The organism is Pseudoalteromonas sp. 120-MNA-CIBAN-0494 (genome assembly GCF_040308885.1).
In the GTDB taxonomy this organism is placed as follows: domain Bacteria; phylum Pseudomonadota; class Gammaproteobacteria; order Enterobacterales; family Alteromonadaceae; genus Pseudoalteromonas; species Pseudoalteromonas nigrifaciens.
In genome coordinates, this window is record NZ_JBEOOE010000009.1 from 58,976 (window position 1) to 84,115 (window position 25,140).

A 25,140-nucleotide genomic window follows, 5' to 3' on the forward strand; every position below is an offset into this window, starting at 1 on the left:
ATAAACAGATTGTAGTGGTACAGTGATTTTGGCCACCCATTAAGAAAGAAGTGTTATGCTAATAAGCATACAAATTTGGGTGAAAAAATGACGAAATTAAAACGTGCAACATATTCTGCGGCAATCAAATTAGAAACAGCTCAGCTTGTAGTTGACCAAGGCTATACACAAGAAGAAGCAGCCAAAGCTATGGGGGTTGGTAAATCAACCGTAAGTAACTGGGTTACTCAATTAAAACAAGAACGTAATGGTCAGTCACCAGCTGCTTCACCAATGACGCCCGAACAAATTGAAATCCGTGAACTTAAAAAGCAAATACAAAGCATTGAATTAGAAAAGGATATATTAAAAAAGGCTACCGCTCTCTTGATGTCCGACTCCCTGAACAATTCTCGTTAATCGAGAAGTTAAATCAACGAGAGCGTTATCCAATTAGTCTGCTGTGTAGCGTATTCAATGTGCATCGTAGCAGCTATAGATATTGGGCTATACGGGATACAACGCCAACACCTGAGCAAGTAAGGTTAGAAGCTGAAGTTAAAGCAATACATACGATGAGCGGTGGTTCAGCAGGGGCGCGAACAATAGCAGCAATAGCAACAAATAACGATTTTGAATTAAGCCGTTATCGTGCCGCTAAGCTGATGGTTAAACTAAAACTAGAGAGCTGCCAAGTACCACAACATCAATATAAACGTGGTGGTAATGAGCATTTTGAAATCCCAAATTTGCTAGATAGGCAGTTTGATGTTGTTGAACCGAATACTGTGTGGTGCGGTGATGTGACGTATATTTGGACAGGTAATCGCTGGGCTTATTTAGCAGTCGTTATTGATTTATTTGCGCGCAAAGTCGTTGGCTGGGCAATGTCGTTGTCGCCAGATACTAACTTAACGCTAAAAGCGCTTGAGTTGGCTTATGAAAGCAGAGGCAGGCCAAGTGGATTGATGTTTCACTCAGACCAAGGTAGCCATTATACGAGTTTGAAGTACCGCCAACGTTTGTGGCGCTATAAAATTACACAAAGCATGAGTCGACGCGGAAATTGTTGGGATAATGCGCCAATGGAGCGGTTTTTTAGAAGCTTTAAAACGGAATGGATGCCAAAGGTTGGATATGAAAACTTTAAAGAAGCTAAATATAGTGTAAGTGATTATATCAACGGATATTATAACAACGTTAGGCCGCATCATTATAATGCTGGTTTAGCGCCAAATGAGTCTGAGATCAGATACAAAGATTCTAAAACTGTGGCCAAATTTTATTGACCACTACAGATGCCTTATTTAAAAGTAACTTTTCCACCAATCATTTTATATGCAGCTGTGCCTTTAATAATTGCAGGCCGCGCAAATGGGCGTTCGCATTTTGGGCAAATACAAGGCTGCTTAGTATAGTCTTGGCTAATGCGCTCAATAAAACATTTAACTAACGCACCTTTTCCCCCTTTACGATACTTAAATAGAGGTGCCCTGCAGCTTGAGCAAAATATATCGACCGTTTTGGTTGGCCCTTTTTTATTTGGCTTTGCCATTTGTCCTCCATTTTTGCAGTAATTTAATTAACTAAGTGTTATAAAATCAATGCTGATTAAAATTCCCCCAACACTGCTGCTGTTAATTTGGCTAACTCATGGGGGTTAATTGCAATGTCTAAGCCTCGTTTACCTGCACTTACATAAATACATGCAAATTGTGCAGCACTGCTGTGCAAAAAAGTGGCAAGACATTTTTTTTGTCCCAGTGGGCTCACGCCTCCTAATACATAACCTGTGCTTGCTTGCACTTTTTTTGCCGCAGCCATAGCTACCTTTTTAGCGCCACACAATGAGGCAAGCAGCTTTAAGTTAACTTGCTGAGAAACAGGTGTAATGGCGACTATGAGCTGTCCATCTTGGTTTTCCAGCACTATGGTTTTAAAAACCTGATCCCTATTAAGGTTTAGCTTTTGGGCTGCTTCAAGGCCAAAGTTAGTGGTGTTTGGATCGTGCTCATAGCTTAATAATTCAAAACCAATTTTTTGTTTTTTCAGTAACTCTATTGCTGGTGTCATATGTTGCTACGCTATTATTTTAAGCAAAAAAAACGACGTTCTAAAGAGCGCCGTTTAATATTATAAAACACATTAATTATTTAGTTAAATCATCAAAAAACTTTTTAACACCGTCAAAAAAGCCTTGCTCTTTAGGACGGTTTTTTGAGCTATCTTTGCCCATGCTTTCTTCTAATTCTTCTAATAATTCACGCTGACGTTCGTTCAGGTTTATTGGTGTTTCAATAACCACTTTACAAATTAAGTCGCCAATTGCACCACTGCGAACAGATTTAACGCCTTTGCCACGCATACGGAACATTTTGCCCGTTTGTGTTTCAGAAGGAATTTTAAGCTTAGCGCGACCATCAAGTGTTGGCACTTCAATTTCGCCACCAAGACCCGCTGTAGTGAAGCTAATAGGAACTTCACAATGTAAGTTATTTGCGTCACGTACAAAAATACGGTGTTCACGAACAGATACTTGCACGTACAAGTCGCCAGAAGGCGCACCATGCATTCCCGCTTCGCCTTCACCCGTTAAGCGAATACGATCGCCGGTATCTACACCCGCAGGAATTTTAACCGATAAGGTTTTCGTTTTTTCTACGCGGCCTTGTCCATGACAGCTGTCACAAGGGTTAGATATAATCTGACCTTGCCCCTGACACGTAGGACACGTTTGCTGAACAGCAAAAAAGCCTTGGCGCATTTGTACTTGCCCAGCACCATGACACGTAGTACATGTTTTAGGCTTGGATCCGGCTTTTGCACCGCTGCCATCACATGGATCACAACCTACCCAAGTTGGTATTTTAATTTCGACTTCTTTACCACGAACCGCTTCTTCTAAGCTTAAGTCCATGTTGTAACGCAAATCAGATCCACGTTGCTGACGAGATTGACGTCGGCCACCGCCGCCACCAAAAATATCGCCAAAAACATCACCAAAAACATCGCCAAAGTCGCCATGACCGCCGCCAAAACCACCATGACCACCACCGCCGCCACCTTGCTCAAAAGCTGCATGGCCGTATTGGTCGTAAGTTTGACGTTTTTGCGCGTCAGTTAATATCTCGTAAGCTTCTTTTACTTCTTTAAACTTTGTTTCAAGCTCTTTGTCGCCTGAAGTACGATCTGGATGATATTTCATCGCTAAGCGTTTATACGCTTTTTTAATGTCTCGCTCACTCGCATCTTTGCTTACGCCGAGGACTTCGTAATAATCGCGTTTTGACATATCTACCACACTACTCTTTTCTATTTGCAGCTAGGCTGCTTGATAAACCGATAAATCGTATCGATTTACCACCTAATTCTCATGCAAAAGGCGCGTCAAGCTATTGCCTGCGCGCCTCAATCGTTCATTCTAACTTAAACACTTAACTAAGTTACAGTGCTTTGTGTTAGCTAGAAGCGTAAGCAACAATTACTTGTCGTCTTTAACTTCTTCAAACTCTGCATCAACTACGTCGTCATCTTGCTTAGCAGATTGTTGTTGCTCGCCTGCGTCAGCTGAACCTTGTTGAGCTTTAGCTTGTGCAATTTCCATAAGCTTTTGAGACTTTTCAGCAAGCGCTTGAGTTTTAGCTTCAATTTCGTCTTTCTTGTCACTCTTAATAGCAGTTTCAAGGTCAACTACAGCCGCTTCAATCGCTTCTTTGTCTTCACTTGGAAGTGCATCGCCAGCTTCTTCAATTTGCTTGCGTGTACCGTGAACCATTGCATCTGCTTGGTTACGAGTCGCTACTAGCTCTTCGAATTTTTTGTCATCTTCAGCATGCGCTTCAGCATCACGAATCATTTGTTCAACTTCTTCATCACTTAAGCCTGAAGATGCTTGAATCGTAATTTTTTGCTCTTTACCTGTATCTTTATCTTTAGCAGATACATGTAAGATACCATCGGCATCCACATCGAATGTTACTTCGATTTGTGGTGTACCACGTTGTGCTGGACGAATACCTTCTAGGTTAAATTGACCTAGAGATTTGTTGTCGCTTGAACGCTTACGCTCACCTTGCAGTACATGAATTGTTACTGCAGACTGATTATCTTCAGCTGTTGAGAAAGTTTGCGATTTCTTAGTAGGAATCGTGGTGTTCTTCTCAATAAGTGCTGTCATTACCGAGCCCATTGTCTCAATACCTAGAGATAATGGAGAAACGTCTAGTAATAGTACGTCTTTAACGTCACCAGCTAGTACACCACCTTGAATTGCCGCGCCTACTGCAACAGCTTCATCAGGGTTAACATCTTTACGTGGCTCTTTACCAAAGAACTCAGCAACTGTTTTTTGTACTAAAGGCATACGTGTTTGGCCACCAACAAGAATAATGTCGTTGATGTCGCTTACTGATAAATCAGCATCAGCAAGTGCACGTTTTAATGGTTCAATTGACTTAGTTACTAAGTCTTCAACAAGTGACTCAAGCTTAGCACGTGTTAGTTTCACGTTCATGTGCTTAGGACCTGTTGCATCTGCAGTTACATACGGAAGGTTTACTTCTGTAGATTGTGCAGAAGATAGTTCAATCTTCGCTTTTTCAGCAGCTTCTTTAACACGTTGCATTGCAAGTGGGTCAGTTTTTAAGTCTAGACCTTGGTCTTTCTTAAATTCAGCTACTAGGTAGTTGATTACGCGGTTATCGAAATCTTCACCACCTAAGTGCGTGTCACCATTTGTAGCAAGTACTTCAAACGTGTGCTCGCCTTCAACTTCATCAATTTCAATAATTGATAAATCGAAAGTACCGCCACCTAAGTCGTATACTGCAACAATGTTTTCACCACGGTTTTTGTCCATGCCGTAAGCAAGTGCTGCAGCAGTTGGCTCGTTGATGATACGTTTAACTTCAAGGCCAGCAATACGACCCGCATCTTTTGTAGCTTGACGCTGTGAATCGTTAAAGTATGCCGGTACTGTGATAACCGCTTCAGTTACTGCTTCACCTAAGAAGTCTTCAGCCGTTTTTTTCATTTTTTTCAGGATTTCAGCAGAGATTTGTGGTGCAGCGCGTTTTTCGCCGCCCGCTTCAACCCATGCATCACCGTTATCGGCTTTAACTATTTTAAATGGCATGATGCCGATATCGCGTTGTACTTCTTCGTCTTCAAAACGACGACCAATTAAACGCTTAATAGCAAATACTGTGTTTGTTGGGTTAGTAACCGCTTGACGTTTAGCTGGCTGACCAACTAAAGTTTCACCGTCTTGCGTATAAGCAATAACAGACGGGGTTGTGCGATCGCCTTCCGCGTTTTCAATAACACGTGCTTTGCCACCATCAAGTACTGCAACACAAGAGTTTGTAGTACCTAAGTCTATTCCAATAATTCTACCCATGAAATTTCTCCAACTTCAATATTCGTTAATACGTTCGATGACTAGTTAATAGGGATGCTGCAAACTTAATTCAACTGTAAAAATGAAAAAAATATCATTTTTTTTGATTTTTTTACAAAATAAGCTAAATAAAGTGCAATATTTGCTAGCAACGCTGGTTTTTACGCCGTTTGTATTGAACTTTAATTGCTGGTCTGACAAGTTCGGCTGTGTTATATATTTAGTAATTCGTACTTTTAAGGACACGCTAACTAATGAATTTCGATCATTTACTGCAACAAGCCGCTAATATTAATAATCAAGACGACACTAATAATGTGGCAAACACCATGCAGTTTGAAGCTAATTGGTGCCAAGGGCGCACCGCTTTTGGTGGGTTATCTGCAGCACTTTTATATCAAGCAATGAGAGCTCAAGTAAATAGTGTGCGCCGGTTATTATCTTTAAGTACTAACTTTGTTGGCCCGCTGCTTGCCGATACGCCATTTTCTTTATCTGTAGAAATACTGCGTGAAGGCAAAAGTAGTACTCAAGTACTGGCCAAAGCAATTCAAAATGAACAAGTGTGTGTAATTGTACAAGCCTGCTTTGCTAGTAACCGCAACTCAGCTATTAATGTACCCGTTGCAAAGTCGTTAGGCTTACAGGAAGTTAATGAGCGCCATACATTGCCATTTATACAAGGGCAAATGCCGGAGTTTTTTCAACATGTTGATTTATGCCCACAACAAGGTGCTATGCCTTTTAGCAGTGCAGAAACCTCCCATTTAGGTGGGTGGATGCGCTTTAAAGAAACTCCAGCGGCCATTACAGAAGCACATGTTATAGCGCTAACCGATGCATGGCCTCCTACCTTATTACAAATGTTTAAACAACCAGCGCCTGCTAGTAGTATGTCGTGGTATTTAGAGTTTGTGCAAGAGCCTAACTTAACTCCTGGTCAATGGTTGGGCTTTGAAGCAATTACCCATCATGCAAAAGGTGGTTACGGCTTAGAAGACGGCTGTATTTGGTCGCAATCGGGTGAGCTGATTGCCCTTACTCGCCAAACAGTGGCATTATTTGATTGATGTATAAGCAGTGGTATTAGCTATATATAATGTAGCGAGTGCCACTGCAATGCACTCTTAACTAATAATTAATTACGCTCAACAACAGTTATAACATTTGTATTTAGGCGATAATTATAGCAAAATTTAACTCTTTGTTTAATTCTAAGCGAACACTTTGCAAATAGCGTGTCCTTGTTGCGACTATATTATTGAGGTCCCCCTGGTTGAGGCTAAAAATGTCGCAACGTGCCCCCATTGCGGGCATAAGGTTTCTGACTCAGATACAGATCACGACAGCCGAGTTGTAGCGCTGAGCTTTAGTGCCTTGCTAATGCTACTCAGCAGCATGTTTTATCCTTTTATTTCGTTTAGCAGCAGTGGTATTACGCAAACTATAACCTTGCCCGATGCCGCGCGTATTTTATTTAATTATGATAGTAACTTATTAGGGCTGTTTATTGATTTAAGTATTATAGCCTTGCCTATGAGCTTACTTATTATACTAATACCATTACACTTAGGTGCGCTTAGAGCGCTACCTCAAGGTATTGCTCGACGATTATTAAAATTTACCCTAGCGCTTGAACCTTGGATTATGTCGGAGATTTTTCTCATTGGCGTACTTGTTAGTATGGTTAAAATAATGTCTCTCGCCGATATTAGTTTTGGGGTGAGCTTTTGGGCTTATGTGGGCTTTGTTATTTTATATATTAGTGCGTTAACACATTTAAACCGCCCCCGCTTGTGGGCACAAATTGGCCCAGTAGAAAAACTTGAAAATATAAACCTTACTCATCGCGCCATTGATAACGATATTAAAGCTTGCCATGTGTGCCATCAACTATGCACGCAAAGTGTTTGTAATCGTTGCCATAGTAAAACCTATCTTAGAAACCCCAACAGTGTACAAAAAGCTACGGCTTGGTTAATTACCTCTATTATTTGCTATATTCCAGCCAATGTTTTACCCATTATGTATACCACCAGTTTAGGTGATGAAAGCCCTTCAACCTTAATTGCTGGTGTTATTGCACTGTGGCAAAATGGCTCATACCCTATTGCCATGATTATATTTATTGCCAGTGTTGTAGTCCCACTTGCAAAGGCTTTAGTATTGAGCTTTTTGTGCTTTATGGTTGCCAAACCCGCAAATGATCACACCATAGGGTATACACGTATTTATCAACTAACTGAATTTATTGGGAAATGGTCTATGATTGATGTGTTTGTTGTGGCCATTTTAGTTGCTTTGGTACAATTGGGTAACTTAATGTCGGTAACGCCCGGCTTAGGCGTTGCCTTTTTTACTGTTATGGTACTATGTCAAATGATGGCAGCTCACGCCTTTGACCCACGTTTGCTATGGGATTCACCTAAAAATAATAACGCAGAGAATAATGCATGACCGAAACCGCTAATATTACACAAAAATCAAAAATTTCTGCAATTTGGATTATTCCCGTTATTGCCCTGTTTGTGGGTGTTTGGATGCTTTATCAATACCAAACTAATTTAGGCCCCACTATTTATATAACCATGCCACAAGCGGAGGGGATAGTTGCGGGAAAAACCGAAATTAAAGTACGCAGTGTTAAAATTGGCCAAATAGATCATGTGCGTTTATCCGACTCGCAAGACAGTGTTATTGCCCGCGCTCAAATAGATAAAAACTACGATAACTTACTCACCGAAGATGCCAAAATTTGGGTGGTAAAACCGCGTATAGATGAAACCGGCATTAGTGGCATGAGTACGCTTTTATCAGGTGTATATTTAGAGTTTTCGCCTGGAGAAAGTAAAAAGAAAAAAGAAAAGTTTGAACTACAAGACGAGCCGGCCTTAATCGGTAAAGATGTTAAAGGCGGACGCTTTAAGTTATTGAGCTACAACGCTGAGGTACTTGAAGTAAGTACCGGTATATTTTTCAAAAACTATAAAATTGGGCAAATAGAAACCGCGACATTTGATTGGAAAAACCAAGCCATGAAGTACGGTATTTTTATTAAAGCACCCTACGAAAACCTGATCACCTTAAATTCTATTTTTTGGGTTAACTCAGGTATAGAAATTGACCTTTCTGCTGATGGCATAAACATTAATACCGGATCGCTTAGTAAACTTTTAAAAGGCGGTATATCGGTGGGCTTACCCGATCAACAAGCACCTGGCGATATTGCCCAAAATGAGCATAGCTTTTCGCTTAGTCAAAGCTATAAAGAAGCACTAGAAGAGCGCTTTTACGACTTTGACTACTATCTTATTGAGTTTGAGCAATCAATTCGCGGCCTGCGCGCTGGCGCTCCGGTTGAATACCGAGGAACTCGAATTGGTACAGTAGTAGAAGCCCCTGCCAATGTGATTATTAACGGCAAACCAGCTCACTTTAAAAACCAAAATACGGCTGTACCTGTGCTTATTAAAATAGAATATGGGCGCCTGTACCACGATAACGATTTAGCTAAAGAGTATTGGCAAACGAGTTTAAATGGCTGGGTAAGCAATGGTATGCGCGCTTCGCTTAAACCAGGTAATTTACTTACCGGTGCTGTGTATGTCGACTTTGACATTTATACCGATGCGCCTGATGCAAAACTAGAAAAACTGGCTCAATATGATGTTTTTCCAAGTATATCTAGCGGTATTACTGTATTAGCCGATCAGGTTTCTGATGTACTTAATAAGGTAAACGAGTTAAAAATCGAAGATAGCTTAGCACAAATGCAAGCCACTTTTAGCGACTACCAAGGGTTGGCCAACGACATGCGCGATTTGCTAAACCAAAAAGACACACAAAATTTACCGGGTGACTTTAATCAAAATTTCAAAAAAATGACTAAGAGTATGGAACAATTTGAAGTCACTATGCGCCAATTTGATAAAACCATGGCCAGCTATCAAGCAGGTTCGCAGTTTAATAATCAGCTACAGCAAACCTTACAAGAGTTTAAACGTTTAAGTGAGCAGCTACAGCCGCTAACTAAAGGCCTAAATGAGCAGCCTAATATGTTTATATTTGATAAAGCATTACCCGCAGACCCAAAACCAAGGAAGCAATAATGGTTAAATCATCTTTTTTTGTTATTTTACTCGTTTTACTGCTTAGCGGTTGTAGTTCATCAATTCAAACTGCCATCGCGTATTATCAGTTTGAACAACCTATTGTTGCCTCCTCTAGAGATGTAAGTGCAACTGATGCGCAATTAAGAGTACAAACAGTTGTACTGAGAGGTGCCTTAAATAATCGCGGCATTGCTATGAGAATAGATCACAATCAAATTCATGCAGCAAACTATCACTTATGGGGTGAGTCACCTGATTCGATGCTCACCGTAAGTGCCCAACAAACACTCTTTAATGCCCTACCTAACTGGATGGTAATAAAAGGTTTACCGGTGATCACCGAGCTAGATCAACAAACTTTTTATGAATTAGAATATGAAATTCATCATTTTAATGGCGACCTACAAGGCAACGCAGATATATCTGGGCTATGGCGTTTATATTATACCCATCCCGAAACAGGCCGACGCTTATTAAGTTTGCACAATTTTGCTAATGTAACGCAACTCGACGGTGACGGCTATGATGCGCTAGTAGCAACGCTTGAAAAAACCTGGCAAGAAATCAACCTAGCAGTAGCCAAGCAAATTGAACAAACGCGGTTTAAATAATCATTACTAAAATTATTTAATGATATAAAAATAAAGAAACAACGCTGCGGCTTTCTTTATCTATTATTACTTGCCCTTGTGGCTTAAAGCCAAGCTTAATTAACACATTTTGTGATGCGCTATTATCTATTGAGGTAATGGCGCATAATTTATTAATGCCATATATACTTTTATTTTCAACTAACGCTTTTGCAGCTTCGTAAATATACCCTTGTTTTTCAAACGCTGTTAATAACGCAAACCCTATATCGGGGTGCTGCAACATTGCACGGCTATAAAAACCAACAACCCCCACTAACTGCTGATTTTTTAAAGTGATCACATAAGGGCCAAACCCTTGCGATTGGTGCGCCTCACTAAAAGCTTGCTTAATATAGGTTATAGCATCCTCAAGGGTATAAATTTTTTTATCCCCAATGTATTTTATAAAACTTTTTTGATTTACTAACTTTAATAAATCGCCAGCATCTGCTTCAACAGCATGGCGAATAATTAATCGCTCGGTATTAAATTGCCTTCGCATGTATTGTTATCCTTTTGGTTTGTAGCGCTATAGTCACCTAAATTATAAAAATGAGTCAATTAAAGCATTTATTTGTTGACTGAAGATGTAAAGCAGATTACTTTTGCGCCGATGTTTTTATAGGCATAACAAAAGCGGTTGCACTCCTTGCACCGTCTGGCGCCAAGCCAACGCATATTACTGCTGATTATTAATTTAAAATAACAGTTCCCTAGTGATATCGCGTGCAAAAGCAGTGACTTGGAAAGTGATAAGACAACTAACTTATCATCTTCTTTGTTTTTGTTAAGCAGTTTAAATTTTTAAATATGCTTTTAATTTTGTGAATACTTAAATGCTTGAACCTTCTGCGTTAAGCTTACTGCCGCCTTTAGTGGTAGTTATTTTGGCTGTAGTACTACGCCGCCCTATTTTATCTTTATTAATTGGTGCCCTTGTTGGGCTCATAATGGCTGATCCCTCGCAGGTATTGGCTAATTTTGCCAGCACCTCACTTAAAGTAATGAGTGACGAAACCATTGGCTGGCTAATATTAGTGTGTGGTGGTTTTGGTGCGTTAATCGCCTTATTAGTCCGTACCGGTGGTGCTTCTGCATTTGGTAAGTTGGCACTTAAATACACTAAGGGCAAACGCTCTTCATTATTTATGACCTTTTGCCTTGGATTAGTTATTTTTATTGATGACTATTTAAATGCGCTTACTGTGGGTGAAACCATGAAACGCATTACCGATAAATTTAAAGTAAGCCGCGAAATGCTAGCCTACGTTGTCGACTCAACTGCGGCACCAATTTGCGTACTTGTGCCCCTATCTACGTGGGCGGTATTTTTTGGTGGTTTACTTGTAGATAACGGTATTGCTGAAGAAGGTAAAGGCATTGCTGTTTATATTCAGGCTATTCCGTATATGTTTTACGCATGGTTTGCGGTACTCGTTGTGCTGTTAGTGGTACTTGGAGTGATCCCTGCTTTTGGCCCAATGAAAAAAGCAGAACAGATGGCACAAATTGAGCAAGCACAAGTCGATCCGGCGCAATACAGTGAAGTACAAACAGCAGACGAGTACGCGGTAAAAGCAGTAGAAGAAAATTTTGAAGATGCTGATCCTAAAGGTAAATTACATAACTTTTTATTGCCTATTATTTTATTAGTCGGCTTTACCGTTTACTTTGAGATAGACGTTTATAAAGGTTTACTGGCCACTATGGCTATAATTTTGCCATTTTATGCGTTACAAAAATTAATGTCGTTTAGTGAAATGATTGAACGTATGCTCGATGGATTTAAAAGCATGATACCGGCTATAGGCACGGTTATAGCCGCGTTTATATTTAAAGATGTGTGCGATTTAATTGGCTTGCCGCAATATGTTATTAATAGTTTAAGCCCATACATGACCGCGGGTTACTTGCCTGCAGTGGTATTTATTGCAATGTCTGTTTTAGCATTTGCAACGGGCTCAAGCTGGGGAATATTTGCTGTGTCTATTCCTATTGTTATGCCGCTGGCAACGGCGGTAGATGCTAATATTCCATTAGTCATTGGCGCGTTATTATCAGCATCATCGTTTGGCAGCCAAGCATGTTTTTATTCAGACTCAACGGTATTAGCAGCCCAAGGCGCTGGCTGTAACTTAATGAGCCACGCTGTTACACAATTGCCTTATACGCTTATTGCTGCAGCACTTGCGGTGATAGGCTTTTTATTAATGGCTTAAATTAAAAAAACCCCAATGTAGCAATACATTGGGGTTTATTTTTAGCTGTATAAATAAAGCTTATTTTTGTAGTTTAATACCATTGTAATAGGCATCTAGCGTGGTGATTTTTGTTTGATTTGGTAAATCGGCGAAGTCACTTTCTATAAACTTAGTCCCGCGTAATTGCACATTTAAACGTGCCGCATTAGGGTTAAGCATTGTTTGTTGGTAATAGTCTTTAATATCGCTAAGCGTTACTTTCTCAACTTCATTTATTAACTGTTGCTTTGAATCAAAATTAAAGTTTTCACGATACCAATCATTTAATAGTGGGCTCATTTCGTCACTTAAGTTTTTAGGTTGCTCTTTAAGCGATACTAACGTGGCATTTTTAAGCTGTGCAAACGTCTCCTCACTCATGTTGTCGAGCTCAATTGCATACTCTTTTTTAAACAGATCAAAACGCGTTTGTATTTCTTTTGGCCCTTTTACTGGTGTTTGAATAAACAAACCAATCGCTGAGTAATCCTCAATGGGGCGAGCTAACGCACCAACGGCATACGCAAGTTGCTCCTCGGTACGCATTTTATCAAATGCAATGGTTCTAAAATGCCCTTGTAGCACGGCAGCTTGTGCTTTTTGTTTGTAACCCGGTGTTGGATGAACTGTCATATCAACCACGGCTACATCGGCTACATCTATATCTTTTTGTAACACTATGGTTTCACCTGGTTGTGGTAACCATGCTTCACTTCGCGCAAACTCAGTGTGTTTATAGTTACTTGGCAAAATAGCACTCAGCTCGGATGCTATTGCTGCTATGTCTTGCTGGTTATAGTTACCATAACTAAATACGCGTAAATCGTTATTAGCAAAGGTGTTTTGTTTTAAAGCATTAAAATCAGCTAAAGTTAAAGTGTTGGCTGTGCTAATTAAAGTATCAGTATCAAAGCTACCGGTACGGCTTAATTTTGTATATTCAGCAAATGCTTGCGCGTAAGGAAATTGTTTTTGCTGGTTAAGTAAATTACGTTTAAAACGATCTACAGCTTGGTTAAATGCTTGCCCACTAATATCACTGTTTAACCCACTTAATGCTTGTTTAAGCAGTACATTTTGCTTATCTGTAAAGCCACTCATAGACAAAACTAAACCATTACTGGGTGCAAGGTTTACGCTCATACCTGCAATAGCAGCCTCAGTGCTTAGTTGGCTTTGCTGTATGTTGTACAGATCGGCCCAAACAGAGTATAAAACCTCCGCTTTTACATCGTTTAGCCCCGGCTGGGTATTTATATAAACTTCAACAAGTCCCTTTGGTTGCTCGGCAAATTTTTGACTTGCCTGACGCCATATTTTCACGCCATTTTTATCATAAGCAAGCTCTGGGGATTTTTGCTGTTTAAATGCTTGGGTTTTAATAGCAAAATTTTCTGGTAATAAGTTATTTACGCTCGGTAGCGCTAAATTAAACTGGCTTTTTTTGTTCCAACTTGCAACTTCCTGTGCGCTTATGTCACTAATGCGGTATTTACCGTCGTAAAAGTGAAGCTGTGAGTCGGTTTCTTCTTGCTGCGATACATACCAAATGCGTAAAGTGTCGGCATTTAATTGTTTAAGCACTTTATTTACTGAGTCTGCATCAAACTTAGCGTAATAATAAGGCGCATTAATGGCATGATTTAACGGGTAGTCTTGCATGCTTTGAGTCAATGTACTTACATAGTTAAACTCATCACCTTTTTCTAAAAACTTAAATTGATTATTTAACGAGGTACGAATTTCGTTAAAGTATTTACTATCAACGCCCTCTTTTTTAATCAATTCAATATACTGCATTATAGTCGCCACTATCGTTTCACGATTTTGCATGCCTGTATCGGTAAGCTCTACGTTAACGTTTAACGACCCGTAGTTGCCATAGTGGGTTGGCACTGCCGATGCTGACAATTGCGATACCCACCCCTTATCACGTAATATTTGCGCTGGACTGCCAGGCATTTCATTACTTAATAAGTAGGCCACAAAGCGATTAGGCTTGAGTGCAAATTCGTTATTGTTATTGCTAATGGTAAAATCAAGTTGTAACTGTTTTACATCTTCATTAGGGGCATAAAACACGCGCTTACCACCGGCATTATCAAAGTTAAGCTTGGCGGTTACTGTTGGTTTTTCGATGTTTTTATTTTTAATATCAGCAAAGTATTTTTGTGCTTTTTGCTCCATTGCCGCAATTGGCAAATTAGAAATAAGCGCTACTTTCATAATATTTGAAGAGTAGTATTTATTATAAAAATCAACTGTTTCTTTGTGTAATGAGCTGCCTTCTTTGTCACCTAAGGTTTCTAGGTTGCCAATTAAAAAACGGTTAGCTGGGTGGTCACCCATCATTTTACGCGCTAGTTTAAACTGCCCAAAAAAGTCCATTTCGCGGCGCATTGACCACTCTGCATTTACTGCATTTTTTTCTTTGTCTGTGTATTCAGGGTATAACTTGGGTGCTTTAAAAAAATCAGCAAAACGATCTAACCCTTCATCAAACGCATCGTTGTTAATTTTAAACATATAGTTGGTAATATCGAGCCAAGTATAGGCGTTGTGTGCGCCACCATTTTTGGTCATAAAGTCAGAGTACCCTTTAGTATCTGGGTAGCGCTCTGTGCCTAAAAACAGCATATGCTCTAAATAATGGGCCATGCCTTGTTGGCTCATTGGGTCATGTAATAAACCCACTCCAACACTTAATGCCGCGGCTGATTTTTCAGCACTGGGGTCTGATACTAAAATAACTTCAATGTCGTTAGCTAATTTAAGCGTTTTATATTCGCGATTATCATTAGGGCTTACAACGAGCGAGTCTGATAATAAAACAGTTTGAGGTGCTTGAGATACAGATGATGTATTTGAACAACCGCTTAGTACAGCAAGTGCAATGGCACTAAAGCCAATAATTTTTTTCATTTTATTTCCATTAAAAGTATGTCGCAACTGCGATCTACGCTTATTTAAAAAGCTATTTACAGCCTAAATTAACATTTTAGATTAATGTTTTGCCACAATTTATCCGTTAATTGTGTAACACATTGTGAAAAACACCTGCATACTGCAACTAATTCAAATAATAATAAGGAAAAACCATGGAAAAGTTGATCATTTTAGCTATGTTCGCCCAAGTTTTACTCTCACTCATTGTAATGATTATTATGGGTAAAAGACGTTTTGCCGCAGCTAAAAATAAACACATAAATTTAACCGACTTTGCCACTATGCGTTTAGATAATGCAGGTGACAATGTGCGTGTTGCTGATAGAAACTTTACCAATCAATTTGAAATACCCGTGTTGTTTTATGCTGGGTGCTTACTTGCAATGCAACTCAATAGTGCAAGCATTCTGGTGGCTGTTTTAGCTTGGCTGTTTGTGATTTCGCGTATTTTACATAGCGTTGTTCACTTAGGCAGTAATAAAATAAGAATACGCTTTAATCTATTCTTAATAGGCTGTGGCAGTGTATTTGCGTTATGGCTGGTAATAATTTGGCGGGTATTACTGTTTTAACTCTTACATTAAACAACTAAAAACCCCGCTATTTAACACCCATAGCGGGGTTTCTTTATTTTGAGTATTTGTTATTTAGCGCGCTTTAAACGTGGTAACACTAATAATAAAGCCCCTAGTAACCAAGCCATACTACCGCTTGAATCTTCTTTTTGCGAAGGTGGCACTACTTGGCTAATTAAAGTGTTTTTAGCCGGTGTAAGGTTCTGCGCTGAATTAGGATCGTCATCTATAACTAATACGCTTTGAATAGTCACTAAATTAGCATTACTAATGGTTACATCACTTTTTAAGCACTGCTCTGTAGTGATACCAACTACCGGTATTTCACCACAATGTACTAAAGCAGCTATTTTATCTAAAGTCGCTTGGCTATCATCCGTAATCTGTCCAAACACAGTAAAACCACTGTTTTGCACATCCAAGTTGGCACTATTATCTTTTAAGTTAAAAAACCACTGGCTAGTTGCACTGTTTGGGTTTCCACCTAGTTTAGCCATGGCAATCGTGCCTTTAACATTAGAGTAAATAGGTTCGTTAATGACTGCTGGCTTGGTTGTAATTCGATCAAAATCATCTGAGTAGGTAAAACCGCCACCTTGGATTATGAAATCTTTGACTGAGCGATGAATCACTGTTTGGTTATACGCTGCATCATCTAAATAACTCATAAAGTTTTCTACAGTTTTTGGTGTTTTTTGATCAAATAAATTAATTTTAATAACACCTTGGCTGGTACTTACTTCTACAATGGTTGCTGAACTGGCAAAGCTTACTGCGCTAAGTAACGAGGCTAATAAAAGCTTTTTCATCGTTTTTCCCTATTATTATTTTATTTAGTGTAAAGTTTAGTGATACTTAGAGTAATGCGAGTAAGACTAAAAATCGACTGCAAAATAGCCCCTGATACAATTCAAACCAAGTCGGTTACAACTTAATTACATTTCATCACCTTCCTACTGAACTTATCCTTGTAAAAACGCTGTTTAATGAAAATGCACTTATAAATTGTTTTATTTTTGTTATGATTCCTCTGCAAATTCGTAAATGGAGAATTGTAATGTCAGAAAAAAACAACCAAATTTGTGATTTTGGTTTACATAAGGGAGAGCCCTACACACGCTTACCTGCTAGTTTTTTAATCTGGATGGTAGGTATTAATCATCAAAAAGCCAGATATGCCAGCGAAGAGCTAAAACGTAGAGAGTTAGCTGCTACTAAAAAATTAAAGTGTGATTAAAGAATGTAAAAGTGTGTTTTTGTAGCAAACTAGTTAAACTATGCGCCAATAAACGTAAGTGCTTTTAATCAATAGGTGTTTTATGCGCATAATTTTTTTGTTTGTCATTGCTTTTAGTGTACTTGGGTGTAGTACTACACTCACTAGCCCCACCCCACAATATTTAACCGTACTGCATACTAACGATAATCATGGTCGCTTTTGGCACAATGAAAAAGGTGAGTATGGCATGGCTGCCCGTAAAACCCTGATTGACTCGCTACGCAATAAAGCAATCGCGCAGGGACATGCAGTACTGCTGCTTTCTGGTGGCGATATAAATACCGGCATTCCAGAGTCAGATTTACAATACGCTGAGCCTGACTTTAAAGGCATGTCGTTAATTGGTTATGATGCGATGGCCCTTGGAAATCATGAATTTGATAACCCGATGAGCGTGCTTAAAAAGCAACAGCAATGGGCTAACTTTCCTTTTTTATCGGCAAATATATTTGAAAAATCGACCGGTAAAAATGTATTTGATAGCTATAAAGTATTTAATAAAAATGGGCTGAGTATTGCTGTTATAGGTTTAACCACCACTGATACAGCCAAAATAGGTAATCCCGAATATATTCGCCAATTAGAGTTTAAAGATCCAATCGAAATCACGGCACAATTAGCACAAAAAATTAAAGCACAATATAACCCCGACATTACTATTGCGCTCACTCATATGGGGCATTATGTGGATGCCAGCCACGCAATTAATGCGCCTGGAGATGTAACACTTGCGCGCTCACTGCCAACTAACACCTTAGATATGATCATCGGTGGTCACTCTCAAGAGCCTGTATGTATGGCGGCTAAAAACGTAAATGACGATAACTTTAAACCCGGCCTAGCCTGCACGCCCGATCAACAAAATGGCACTTGGATAATGCAAGCCCACGAATGGGGTAAATATGTTGGTAAAGCCGAATTTAAACTTGAAAATGGCCAGCTAACCCTCTTAAATTATAAACTCCTACCCGTTAATTTATATGTTGATAAACAACACCCGGATGGCACAACGTCGAGTGTATTAGCTAACGAGTACATTACACCTAACCCACAGTTAAACGCATTTTTAGCCGAGTATCAGGAAAAAGGCGCTAAACAAATTGAAGGTAAAATTGGTTATGTAAATGCCAGACTTGAGGGCGATCGTAATAAAGTACGCTACCAACAAACAAATTTAGCTCGCGTTATTATTCAAGCGCAAATGAACAGTACCGATGCTGACTTTGGTATTATGAGTGGCGGCGGTGTACGCGACAGTATTGCTGCAGGCGAAGTAAGTTATAAAGATATTTTAAAAGCCCAACCGTTTCAAAATCGAGTGGCTTATATCGATATTGCAGGAGAAGATTTATGGCAATATTTAGAAGTTGTAACGCGTTTCCCACCTGATTCAGGCGCTTACATGCAGTACCACAAATTATCGTTTGAGCATAAAAACAACACCTTAGTAAAGGTATTAATAAATGGGCAAGCATTAGATAAAAGTAAAACTTACCGTATGAGCATTAATAACTTTAACGCCTCAGGTGGTGATGGCTACCCTGCACTAACCACAGCAAAAGGTTTTGTAGTTACTGATGAAACAGACTCTAACGCATTAAAGCGTTTTTTTGCAGAGCACAGCCCAATAGATGCGGCCCAGTTTGCCCCTAAATAATCTATATTTTGGAGATAGTAGGAACGAGTATATTACTTGCCTACTATTTCTAAATCGCCTTTAGCAATATTAACTAACCCGTAACTGTGTAGCCGCGAACGAGACCCCTCTCCAAATGCCTTAGGCGGATAAAAAATTTCTTTTTGTTGCGGGTATTCACTCAACACTTCATCTAACGCCGCGCGTATTTCGCTCAATGTTTTTTCAAGGCTATTATTAAAGTTAGGGCGCTTGCGGATCGTGTGTCCCAGCTCTACTAATCGATAAAAATATTTATTAGCTAATTCAATTAGCTCATCAGGTACATCTTTATTATGGCTGAGCACAACATCGCTATTACTGTTACAAAATTCAATAAGCGCTAAATAAAAGCTAAGTGGTTTATTTGCTAAACATACTTGGTATTGCGGATTAATATTAACTGACACCGTTTTAGTATTTAGATTAATAACTAACACGGGTGATTTACTTTCCTCAACAGGTTCAGGCTGCAGCGTAGCTAACTGCTTACTTTTTTGCTCTATTGTAATAACCGTTTTCAGCCAGTGGCTAACAAAAGCACTTAACATAAAAATAGCGACATAATAATAAATATAACGCCACGGCCATGGCTGTGGTTTTATATCAAAAACTAAAAAAACAGGGCCAATACTGGTCGTTAAACGCGTAAAAAACTGCGCTCCGGTTAATGTGGTTGATAGCTTTTTTTCAGCGACAATATTTAACAATAATAAATTAGTGCCGATTAGTTGCGAATTTAACTGCTCTAAATAACTATTTATATTATCTATATTACTGGAGTACTTAAGCAGTTCATTAGATAAGTCGAGTAAAGGTAAATCCAACGCTACCTGTTTTTCTATCGTGGCTATATTAAGCTTTTGCACTTGCTGTTGTTTATAGCTTACTGAGTAATAAAATACGCTACAAAGTAATAAAAAAATGAATAGCGTAATAAATGAAAATAACTGCTTACTCATATTTCATCTCGCTTATAAGTTACAACGTCATTATCACACTGCCAAAATGACTGCGCACCTTTATAGTAATGAAGAGATTGCTCTTGCGACATGGCTAATAAATGCGCCTGTACCGAGCACAATAAATCGGTATTATTATGTGGCATTTTTAAATACCAACGCGTGCCTGCAATATTATTTTTTAGCGGTGTAATATAGTTTTTTGAAAAGCGTTTTGCATCACTTTCTTGCCAAAACGAAGCTATAATATCTACTTTTCCGTTAGCCAATAAATCACGTAAGGCATCGTGAGAGCTAGCATAAATAATATTTAAGTTTTCGAGGTTAATATCCAACTCTTTAAATACTTGCTTGGGCAATATATGCCCTGAGCGACTGGTTGGGTAATCTAATAATCCAATACGCTTACCCAAAAAGTACTCTTTTGTTATTTTAGGTTTTTCTTTAGCCGAAATAAAAAATGCAGTGTAATCAGAAAACCCAACTACAGGCTGGTAGTTATAGGTAGTCTCGGCTTTAAATGCTTCCATAATATTGTTTTTAGTTAAAATAAGATCTGCAATGCCTTTTCCTACAAATTCAAAGCTTTCCGTCGTGTTATAGCGCCAGTAACTTACAACCGCCCCGTACTGCTTAGCTACCACATCATCTGTACATAAGCTATGTGCTAATGTACCTGCTATTTTTTTTGATGGTGCAAAAATGATTAACTGGTTTTCATTTTTAATTGCAGATGTTTGGCATTCAATTGATGTTTCTATTAATTTTACAAAGCGTAACTCACTGCTATCAACACTTAGTTGACCACACACCCACACCAAAATAATTAACAAATATAAAAATACAATTAACAGCATTTTATTGTAAATGACGCATTTAATGTTCAAACAAAACATCCTAATATTATTATTAGTCTATTTGAACAATTTTAATTACTTATTGCAATAAGTAATTTTACCTATTAACTATAAGCATCTGATTTAATTAATTTACCTACAAGTTAATATGAATATTCTTAACGCCTTCCTATCCTCCAAATAAACAAGGACAATTGACCGGATTAGTGATTTTGACCCTATAATAATTTGAAGGAAACCAAATGCGTAACAACTTAATGTCCTCAGTTAAAGCAACGCTGGTCGTCAGCGCTGTACTTGTTTGTACTAATGCTCATGCATGGGGTCAAAATGGACACAGGATCATAGCTAAAATTGCAGAGTCTCACCTTAGTGAAACAACAAAAACAAAACTTTTGCCGTTATTAAATAATGAATCTTTAGCGCAAGTGTCTACTTGGCCAGATGAAATGCGCTCTGCTCCTGGTGAGTTTTGGCAAAGAAAATCATCACGCTGGCATTATATTAATACATCTGCAAACAAACCTATTTCACTCAATCATTCTCATACAAAAAATAAAGAATCTGTTACCAACATTCTTGAAGGTATTCATTACTCAATTAAAGTACTTCAAGACGAGCAAAGTTCATTAGATGCTAAGCAGTTTAGCTTACGCTTTTTAGTGCATCTGGTAGGCGACAGCCATCAGCCTTTTCATGCTGGGCGTGCAGATGACCGTGGTGGTAACAATATTAAAGTGAAGCACTTTGGTCAAGAAACCAACCTACACAGTTTGTGGGACAGTAAGTTAATTGAAGGCGAAAACCTCTCATACACTGAATTTGCTGACTTTATCAATACTAATAATCAAACTTTAATTAGTGAGTACCTAACCAGTACCCCTACTAGTTGGTTAGTAGAATCAAACAACTTAGCAGAATCAATTTATAATAAAAATGAAACAAATATTAGCTACAGCTACATTTTCGACCATATGCCAATAATTAAAACTCGGCTGCAACAAGGCGGAATAAGACTCGCCGGTTTATTAAATAGTTTATTTGATGAATCAGCAACACCGTTAGTCAGTGCACTTAAGATGCAAACTAGCGAAAAAACAACTAACTAAGTAACTTTTAATACGGGAAAACAACATAATGAATAAACTTCGCCTTTCGAAATTAACCGGAGCAATTATTTTAGCTCTTGGTGTTTCTGCAAGTGCTATGGCTGCTGACACGTCATCTGCAATGCGCGGTAAAATCACTACTCCATCTGGTGAAAGTGCTGCAAATGTAAAAATTAAAGTTATTCATGGTCCTACTGGAACTGTAAGTGAACTTACAACCAATTCAAGTGGTACTTTTATAGCTAATGGTTTACGTGTTGGGGGTCCATATACAGTAATAATCGACTCTGATACTTTTAACGACACTACGCTTGAAAACATCTACCTAGAATTAGGTGATACTTATCGCTTAAACTCTCAGCTTAGACCATTAAACATGGAAAAAATTGAAGTTTCTGGCTATAAAACAGTACAACAATCAGGTGGTTCTAGCAGCTCTTTTGGCGAAGATACAATTCAAAACATGCCAAGTTTTAACCGCGATATTAAAGATATTGCTCGCTTAAATCCTCTTGCAAATATTAACGGTAATGGAGAGCTAACCTTTGCTGGTAATAATCCACGTAGTAATAGCTTAACTGTTGATGGTATTGGTCAAAACGACGATTTTGGCTTGAGCTTCGGCGGTTACCCTACTTCGCAACCACCTGTTGCACTTGATGCAATTGAACAAATTTCTGTAGACGTATCTCCTTTTTCAGCAGCTAAAGGTAACTTTGGTGGCGGTACTATAAATGCAGTAACAAAATCAGGTACTAACGAGTTTAAGTTCTCTGGTTTTTACGAAACATCAACCCCAGATATGGCGGGTGATGTAGACAGTATTTCACAAGTATACGCAAATGGCAGACCAGCTTTAGATGAAGATGGCCACAGAACATTTGTTACTGAACAAGTAAAGCCAATCCAAACAGAAGCGCGTTACGGCTTTAACTTTGGCGGACCAATACTAGAGGATAAGCTTTTTTACTTTGTAAACTACAATGCATGGAAGAGCGAGTTAGATTTAGACTATGGTTTTGAAGGCTCTGGTGCTGCTAATGAATACGATGTAACTAAAGAAAGCTTTGATCAGTTTTTATCTATATTAGATAACGTGTACGGTATGCAAGATTCTCTTGGTGGCGACCCTAAAGACACCAATGAGTCATTATTGGTTAAGTTAAGCTGGAACATCAACGATGACCATCGTTTAGACTTTACATACCAATGGCAAGACGATAAAGACGAGCGTAATTTTGGTACTGGTGGCAGTACCGTTTCACTTGCTTCAAATCGTTACACTTACGCGACTAAATTCAACAACTTTGCTACCAAGCTTTACTCAGATTGGAATGAAGACTTCTCTACTGAAATTGGTATTGCTTATAAAGATGTAACATCTGACAGCATCACTAATTCTAAAATTGGTAGTGTTAAAGTTGAAGAATATTTCCGTGGACCAGCTTATCAGTTTGGTACTGATGAATACCGTCATGCCAATAAAGCAGCGACTGAAAATTTAACACTAACTTTTGATGGCACATACTTATTAGACGAACACCAAATTAAGTTTGGTGCTAAGTATGAATCTTTAAATTTATATAATTTATTTGCAGCCAACTCTTTAGGCTCATGGGAGTTTGATAACTTTGCTGGTTTCGAAAACCGCGAAGTAGGTAATTACAAAGGTAAACATGACTTTACTTACAGTAATGCCTATACCAACAACTCAGCAGATACTGCTTACGATGCAACGCGCAGTCAGTTTGCTCTTTACGTAGAAGATACGTTTTATGCTACTGATGATTTAGAAGTAACTGCGGGTGTACGTTATGAGCGTTTGGCATCTGACGATAAACCAACATTGAATGAAAAGTTTTTAGAAACCTATGGTTTTACTAACCAAGAAAACCTTGATGGTGTAGATATTATTTTGCCTCGTGTTGGTTTCAAATATTATGCAACAGAGGCTCTTACTATCAATGGTGGCGTAGGTCGTTTCCAAGGCGGTATTCCTAACGTTTGGTATAACAACTCATTCCAAAAAGACGGTCTTACTTTTGTTGACGCACCACAAAGCGTAATTGATGGTTACTATGCAAATAATAACGTCGATTTCACTCAAGTTCCAGACGAAATAAAAGGTTCATTAGTACAAGGTGCGGGTAGCACTAACTATATTGATCCTAACTTTAAATTACCTTCAAGCATCCGTGCGCAAGTTGGTTTTGATTATGAATTTGACTCAGAATTTTTAGGTAATGGCTTTAAATGGCAAGCAGAAATTGCCTACCATAAAAAAGAAAATGAGGCTGTATGGCATAACACAGCAATCAAACCTGTTGGAACAACCGCTGATGGCGATCGTATTATTTATGAAGGTATCTACGAAGGTGACTTAAAAGATAACTTTGATATAGCAATGACCAACTCAGCTGAAGATGGGCGCTCGGTAATCTTCTCTACTGCACTTGCTAAAGAGTGGGATAACGGCCTATATATATCTACCAGTTATGCACATCAAGATATTACAGAAGCTTCAGGTGGTTCATCATCACAAGCACAAAGTAATTATAAACATACAATAACACAAAGCCGTAATGTTGATTTAGCACAGCGTGGTGCTTACGAAGTGGAGCATAGCTTTAAGGTTAATGTGAGCTATAATACTGAGCTTTTTTCTGGCTACCAAACCAAGTTTAACATGTACTTTGAGCGTCGCTCTGGCCGCCCATTTAGCTATACAATGGGTCTTTTTGAAAAAGATGATTTAGGCGATACACGTGACTTTTATTCAAACTCGGCTTACCTTGCATACATCCCAACGGGTGCTGATGATGCAAATGTAAACTGGGATGAATCTGGTTTGTCGTGGAGCGAACTTGAAACGCTACTTAACCGTGCTGGTATTTCTGAGCGTGGCCAAATTCTAAACCGTAATACAGGAACTCAACCTTGGGTTACTACTATGGATATTAGTGTTAAACAAGAGATCCCAGGTTTTGCTGAAGGCCATAAAGGTGAGGTTTACTTTATGATTGATAACTTTGCTAACTTACTTAATAGCGACTGGGGTGTTGAAAAGCGTTTAGGCTACTCTGATCAAGCTGTATATGACCTAGCTGGAATAGATGATGAAGGCCGATACATTATCAACAATCGTCATAACGGTGCTGATGTACGCAATTATAGCCAAATTTCTACGTCATCATCTGCATGGCAAGCTAAAATTGGTGTGAGCTATAAGTTTTAATACCTAATAAAACATTACGCTTTATATTAGTTAAACCCATTACAACTTTGTAATGGGTTTTTTCATTTAAACTCCCTTTTTCATCTATTTGTCATAAATAGTATTTACTCTCTTTTACAACACGAACATTTCATTATTAAC

The 25,140-nt window shown here is 38.8% G+C and carries 20 protein-coding genes; 11 read left to right on the forward strand and 9 right to left on the reverse strand.

What is annotated here, in order from left to right:
• The first annotated feature begins 87 nt into the window (after positions 1–87).
• Positions 88–1,268, forward strand: a protein-coding gene (locus AAEY55_RS08150; RefSeq protein WP_089369332.1) for an IS3 family transposase whose coding sequence is annotated in 2 segments (ribosomal slippage) — positions 88–346 and positions 346–1,268 — 1,182 coding nt in all. Because the reading frame shifts where the segments join, the coding sequence is not laid out codon by codon here.
• A gap of 14 nt (positions 1,269–1,282) precedes the next feature.
• Here the strand turns inward: AAEY55_RS08150 and AAEY55_RS08155 are convergent.
• The 4 genes from AAEY55_RS08155 to dnaK all read right to left on the reverse strand — a co-directional run bounded on the left by AAEY55_RS08155 (position 1,283) and on the right by dnaK (position 5,377).
• Positions 1,283–1,534, reverse strand: a complete 252-nt coding sequence (locus AAEY55_RS08155; protein WP_041454920.1) for a hypothetical protein — start codon at positions 1,532–1,534, stop codon at positions 1,283–1,285.
• A gap of 56 nt (positions 1,535–1,590) precedes the next feature.
• Complete coding sequence (gene ybaK, locus AAEY55_RS08160) at positions 1,591–2,052, reverse strand: Cys-tRNA(Pro) deacylase (protein ID WP_089369223.1); 462 nt, start codon at positions 2,050–2,052, stop codon at positions 1,591–1,593.
• Positions 2,053–2,128: 76 nt separating this feature from the next.
• A complete protein-coding gene (gene dnaJ / locus AAEY55_RS08165; RefSeq protein WP_011329986.1) occupies positions 2,129–3,271 on the reverse strand; it encodes a molecular chaperone DnaJ in 1,143 nt (380 codons plus the stop codon).
• Positions 3,272–3,460: 189 nt separating this feature from the next.
• Positions 3,461–5,377, reverse strand: a complete 1,917-nt coding sequence (dnaK, locus tag AAEY55_RS08170) for a molecular chaperone DnaK (protein WP_011329985.1) — start codon at positions 5,375–5,377, stop codon at positions 3,461–3,463.
• A gap of 254 nt (positions 5,378–5,631) precedes the next feature.
• Here dnaK and AAEY55_RS08175 point away from each other — a divergent pair, with 254 nt between their 5' ends.
• The 4 genes from AAEY55_RS08175 to AAEY55_RS08190 all read left to right on the forward strand — a co-directional run bounded on the left by AAEY55_RS08175 (position 5,632) and on the right by AAEY55_RS08190 (position 10,100).
• Positions 5,632–6,447, forward strand: a complete 816-nt coding sequence (locus AAEY55_RS08175) for a thioesterase family protein (RefSeq protein ID WP_350550781.1) — start codon at positions 5,632–5,634, stop codon at positions 6,445–6,447.
• Positions 6,448–6,604: 157 nt separating this feature from the next.
• Positions 6,605–7,834, forward strand: a complete 1,230-nt coding sequence (locus AAEY55_RS08180) for a paraquat-inducible protein A (RefSeq protein WP_197182297.1) — start codon at positions 6,605–6,607, stop codon at positions 7,832–7,834.
• Entirely contained in the window at positions 7,831–9,486 is a 1,656-nt protein-coding gene (gene pqiB / locus AAEY55_RS08185) for an intermembrane transport protein PqiB (RefSeq protein ID WP_193038797.1), read from the forward strand. The genes AAEY55_RS08180 and pqiB overlap by 4 nt, the downstream gene beginning before the upstream one ends.
• On the forward strand, positions 9,486–10,100 hold the full coding sequence (locus AAEY55_RS08190; RefSeq protein ID WP_350550785.1) for a PqiC family protein: 615 nt from the start codon (positions 9,486–9,488) through the stop codon (positions 10,098–10,100). Before pqiB ends, AAEY55_RS08190 begins: the two co-directional genes overlap by 1 nt.
• A 16-nt stretch (positions 10,101–10,116) precedes the next feature.
• Here AAEY55_RS08190 and AAEY55_RS08195 read toward each other — a convergent pair whose 3' ends face one another.
• The gene (locus AAEY55_RS08195) at positions 10,117–10,623 is read right to left on the reverse strand and encodes a GNAT family N-acetyltransferase (RefSeq protein WP_089369217.1); all 507 of its coding nucleotides are present in this window, start codon (positions 10,621–10,623) and stop codon (positions 10,117–10,119) included.
• Between the two features lie 334 nt (positions 10,624–10,957).
• On the opposite strand from AAEY55_RS08195, the gene AAEY55_RS08200 reads away from it, so the two are divergent.
• On the forward strand, positions 10,958–12,340 hold the full coding sequence (locus AAEY55_RS08200) for a Na+/H+ antiporter NhaC family protein (RefSeq protein ID WP_011329979.1): 1,383 nt from the start codon (positions 10,958–10,960) through the stop codon (positions 12,338–12,340).
• 60 nt (positions 12,341–12,400) lie between these two features.
• Here the strand turns inward: AAEY55_RS08200 and AAEY55_RS08205 are convergent, their stop codons facing one another.
• Complete coding sequence (locus AAEY55_RS08205) at positions 12,401–15,283, reverse strand: insulinase family protein (RefSeq protein WP_350550789.1); 2,883 nt, start codon at positions 15,281–15,283, stop codon at positions 12,401–12,403.
• Between the two features lie 176 nt (positions 15,284–15,459).
• Here AAEY55_RS08205 and AAEY55_RS08210 point away from each other — a divergent pair, with 176 nt between their 5' ends.
• Positions 15,460–15,879, forward strand: coding sequence for an MAPEG family protein (locus AAEY55_RS08210; protein ID WP_086995727.1), 420 nt, complete (start codon positions 15,460–15,462; stop codon positions 15,877–15,879).
• A gap of 71 nt (positions 15,880–15,950) precedes the next feature.
• On the opposite strand, the gene AAEY55_RS08215 is transcribed toward AAEY55_RS08210, so the two are convergent.
• Entirely contained in the window at positions 15,951–16,691 is a 741-nt protein-coding gene (locus AAEY55_RS08215) for a peptidylprolyl isomerase (RefSeq protein ID WP_011329976.1), read from the reverse strand.
• A 248-nt stretch (positions 16,692–16,939) separates the two neighbouring features.
• Here AAEY55_RS08215 and AAEY55_RS08220 point away from each other — a divergent pair, with 248 nt between their 5' ends.
• A complete protein-coding gene (locus tag AAEY55_RS08220; RefSeq protein ID WP_041454917.1) occupies positions 16,940–17,119 on the forward strand; it encodes a hypothetical protein in 180 nt (59 codons plus the stop codon).
• An 82-nt stretch (positions 17,120–17,201) separates the two neighbouring features.
• Positions 17,202–18,818, forward strand: coding sequence for a bifunctional UDP-sugar hydrolase/5'-nucleotidase UshA (gene ushA / locus AAEY55_RS08225; protein ID WP_197107590.1), 1,617 nt, complete (start codon positions 17,202–17,204; stop codon positions 18,816–18,818).
• 32 nt (positions 18,819–18,850) lie between these two features.
• Here ushA and AAEY55_RS08230 read toward each other — a convergent pair whose 3' ends face one another.
• Positions 18,851–19,798: a hypothetical protein gene (locus AAEY55_RS08230; RefSeq protein WP_350550794.1), complete on the reverse strand. Its 948-nt coding sequence runs from the start codon at positions 19,796–19,798 to the stop codon at positions 18,851–18,853.
• The gene (locus tag AAEY55_RS08235) at positions 19,795–20,685 is read right to left on the reverse strand and encodes a hypothetical protein (RefSeq protein WP_254910731.1); all 891 of its coding nucleotides are present in this window, start codon (positions 20,683–20,685) and stop codon (positions 19,795–19,797) included. The genes AAEY55_RS08230 and AAEY55_RS08235 overlap by 4 nt, the downstream gene beginning before the upstream one ends.
• 212 nt (positions 20,686–20,897) lie before the next feature.
• Between AAEY55_RS08235 and AAEY55_RS08240 the strand changes: the two genes are divergently transcribed.
• Positions 20,898–21,764, forward strand: a complete 867-nt coding sequence (locus AAEY55_RS08240) for a S1/P1 nuclease (RefSeq protein WP_011329971.1) — start codon at positions 20,898–20,900, stop codon at positions 21,762–21,764.
• Positions 21,765–21,792: 28 nt separating this feature from the next.
• Entirely contained in the window at positions 21,793–24,999 is a 3,207-nt protein-coding gene (locus AAEY55_RS08245; protein ID WP_350550797.1) for a TonB-dependent receptor domain-containing protein, read from the forward strand.
• The last annotated feature ends 141 nt before the right edge of the window (positions 25,000–25,140 follow it).

Coding starts and splice junctions, on each gene's coding strand:
- AAEY55_RS08155 (WP_041454920.1), bottom strand. CDS start 1,534: ATGGCAAAGCCAAATAAAAAAGGGCCAACCAAAACGGTCGATATATTT.
- ybaK (WP_089369223.1), bottom strand. CDS start 2,052: ATGACACCAGCAATAGAGTTACTGAAAAAACAAAAAATTGGTTTTGAA.
- dnaJ (WP_011329986.1), bottom strand. CDS start 3,271: ATGTCAAAACGCGATTATTACGAAGTCCTCGGCGTAAGCAAAGATGCG.
- dnaK (WP_011329985.1), bottom strand. CDS start 5,377: ATGGGTAGAATTATTGGAATAGACTTAGGTACTACAAACTCTTGTGTT.
- AAEY55_RS08175 (WP_350550781.1), top strand. CDS start 5,632: ATGAATTTCGATCATTTACTGCAACAAGCCGCTAATATTAATAATCAA.
- pqiB (WP_193038797.1), top strand. CDS start 7,831: ATGACCGAAACCGCTAATATTACACAAAAATCAAAAATTTCTGCAATT.
- AAEY55_RS08190 (WP_350550785.1), top strand. CDS start 9,486: ATGGTTAAATCATCTTTTTTTGTTATTTTACTCGTTTTACTGCTTAGC.
- AAEY55_RS08195 (WP_089369217.1), bottom strand. CDS start 10,623: ATGCGAAGGCAATTTAATACCGAGCGATTAATTATTCGCCATGCTGTT.
- AAEY55_RS08200 (WP_011329979.1), top strand. CDS start 10,958: ATGCTTGAACCTTCTGCGTTAAGCTTACTGCCGCCTTTAGTGGTAGTT.
- AAEY55_RS08205 (WP_350550789.1), bottom strand. CDS start 15,283: ATGAAAAAAATTATTGGCTTTAGTGCCATTGCACTTGCTGTACTAAGC.
- AAEY55_RS08210 (WP_086995727.1), top strand. CDS start 15,460: ATGGAAAAGTTGATCATTTTAGCTATGTTCGCCCAAGTTTTACTCTCA.
- AAEY55_RS08215 (WP_011329976.1), bottom strand. CDS start 16,691: ATGAAAAAGCTTTTATTAGCCTCGTTACTTAGCGCAGTAAGCTTTGCC.
- AAEY55_RS08220 (WP_041454917.1), top strand. CDS start 16,940: ATGTCAGAAAAAAACAACCAAATTTGTGATTTTGGTTTACATAAGGGA.
- ushA (WP_197107590.1), top strand. CDS start 17,202: ATGCGCATAATTTTTTTGTTTGTCATTGCTTTTAGTGTACTTGGGTGT.
- AAEY55_RS08230 (WP_350550794.1), bottom strand. CDS start 19,798: ATGAGTAAGCAGTTATTTTCATTTATTACGCTATTCATTTTTTTATTA.
- AAEY55_RS08240 (WP_011329971.1), top strand. CDS start 20,898: ATGCGTAACAACTTAATGTCCTCAGTTAAAGCAACGCTGGTCGTCAGC.
- AAEY55_RS08245 (WP_350550797.1), top strand. CDS start 21,793: ATGAATAAACTTCGCCTTTCGAAATTAACCGGAGCAATTATTTTAGCT.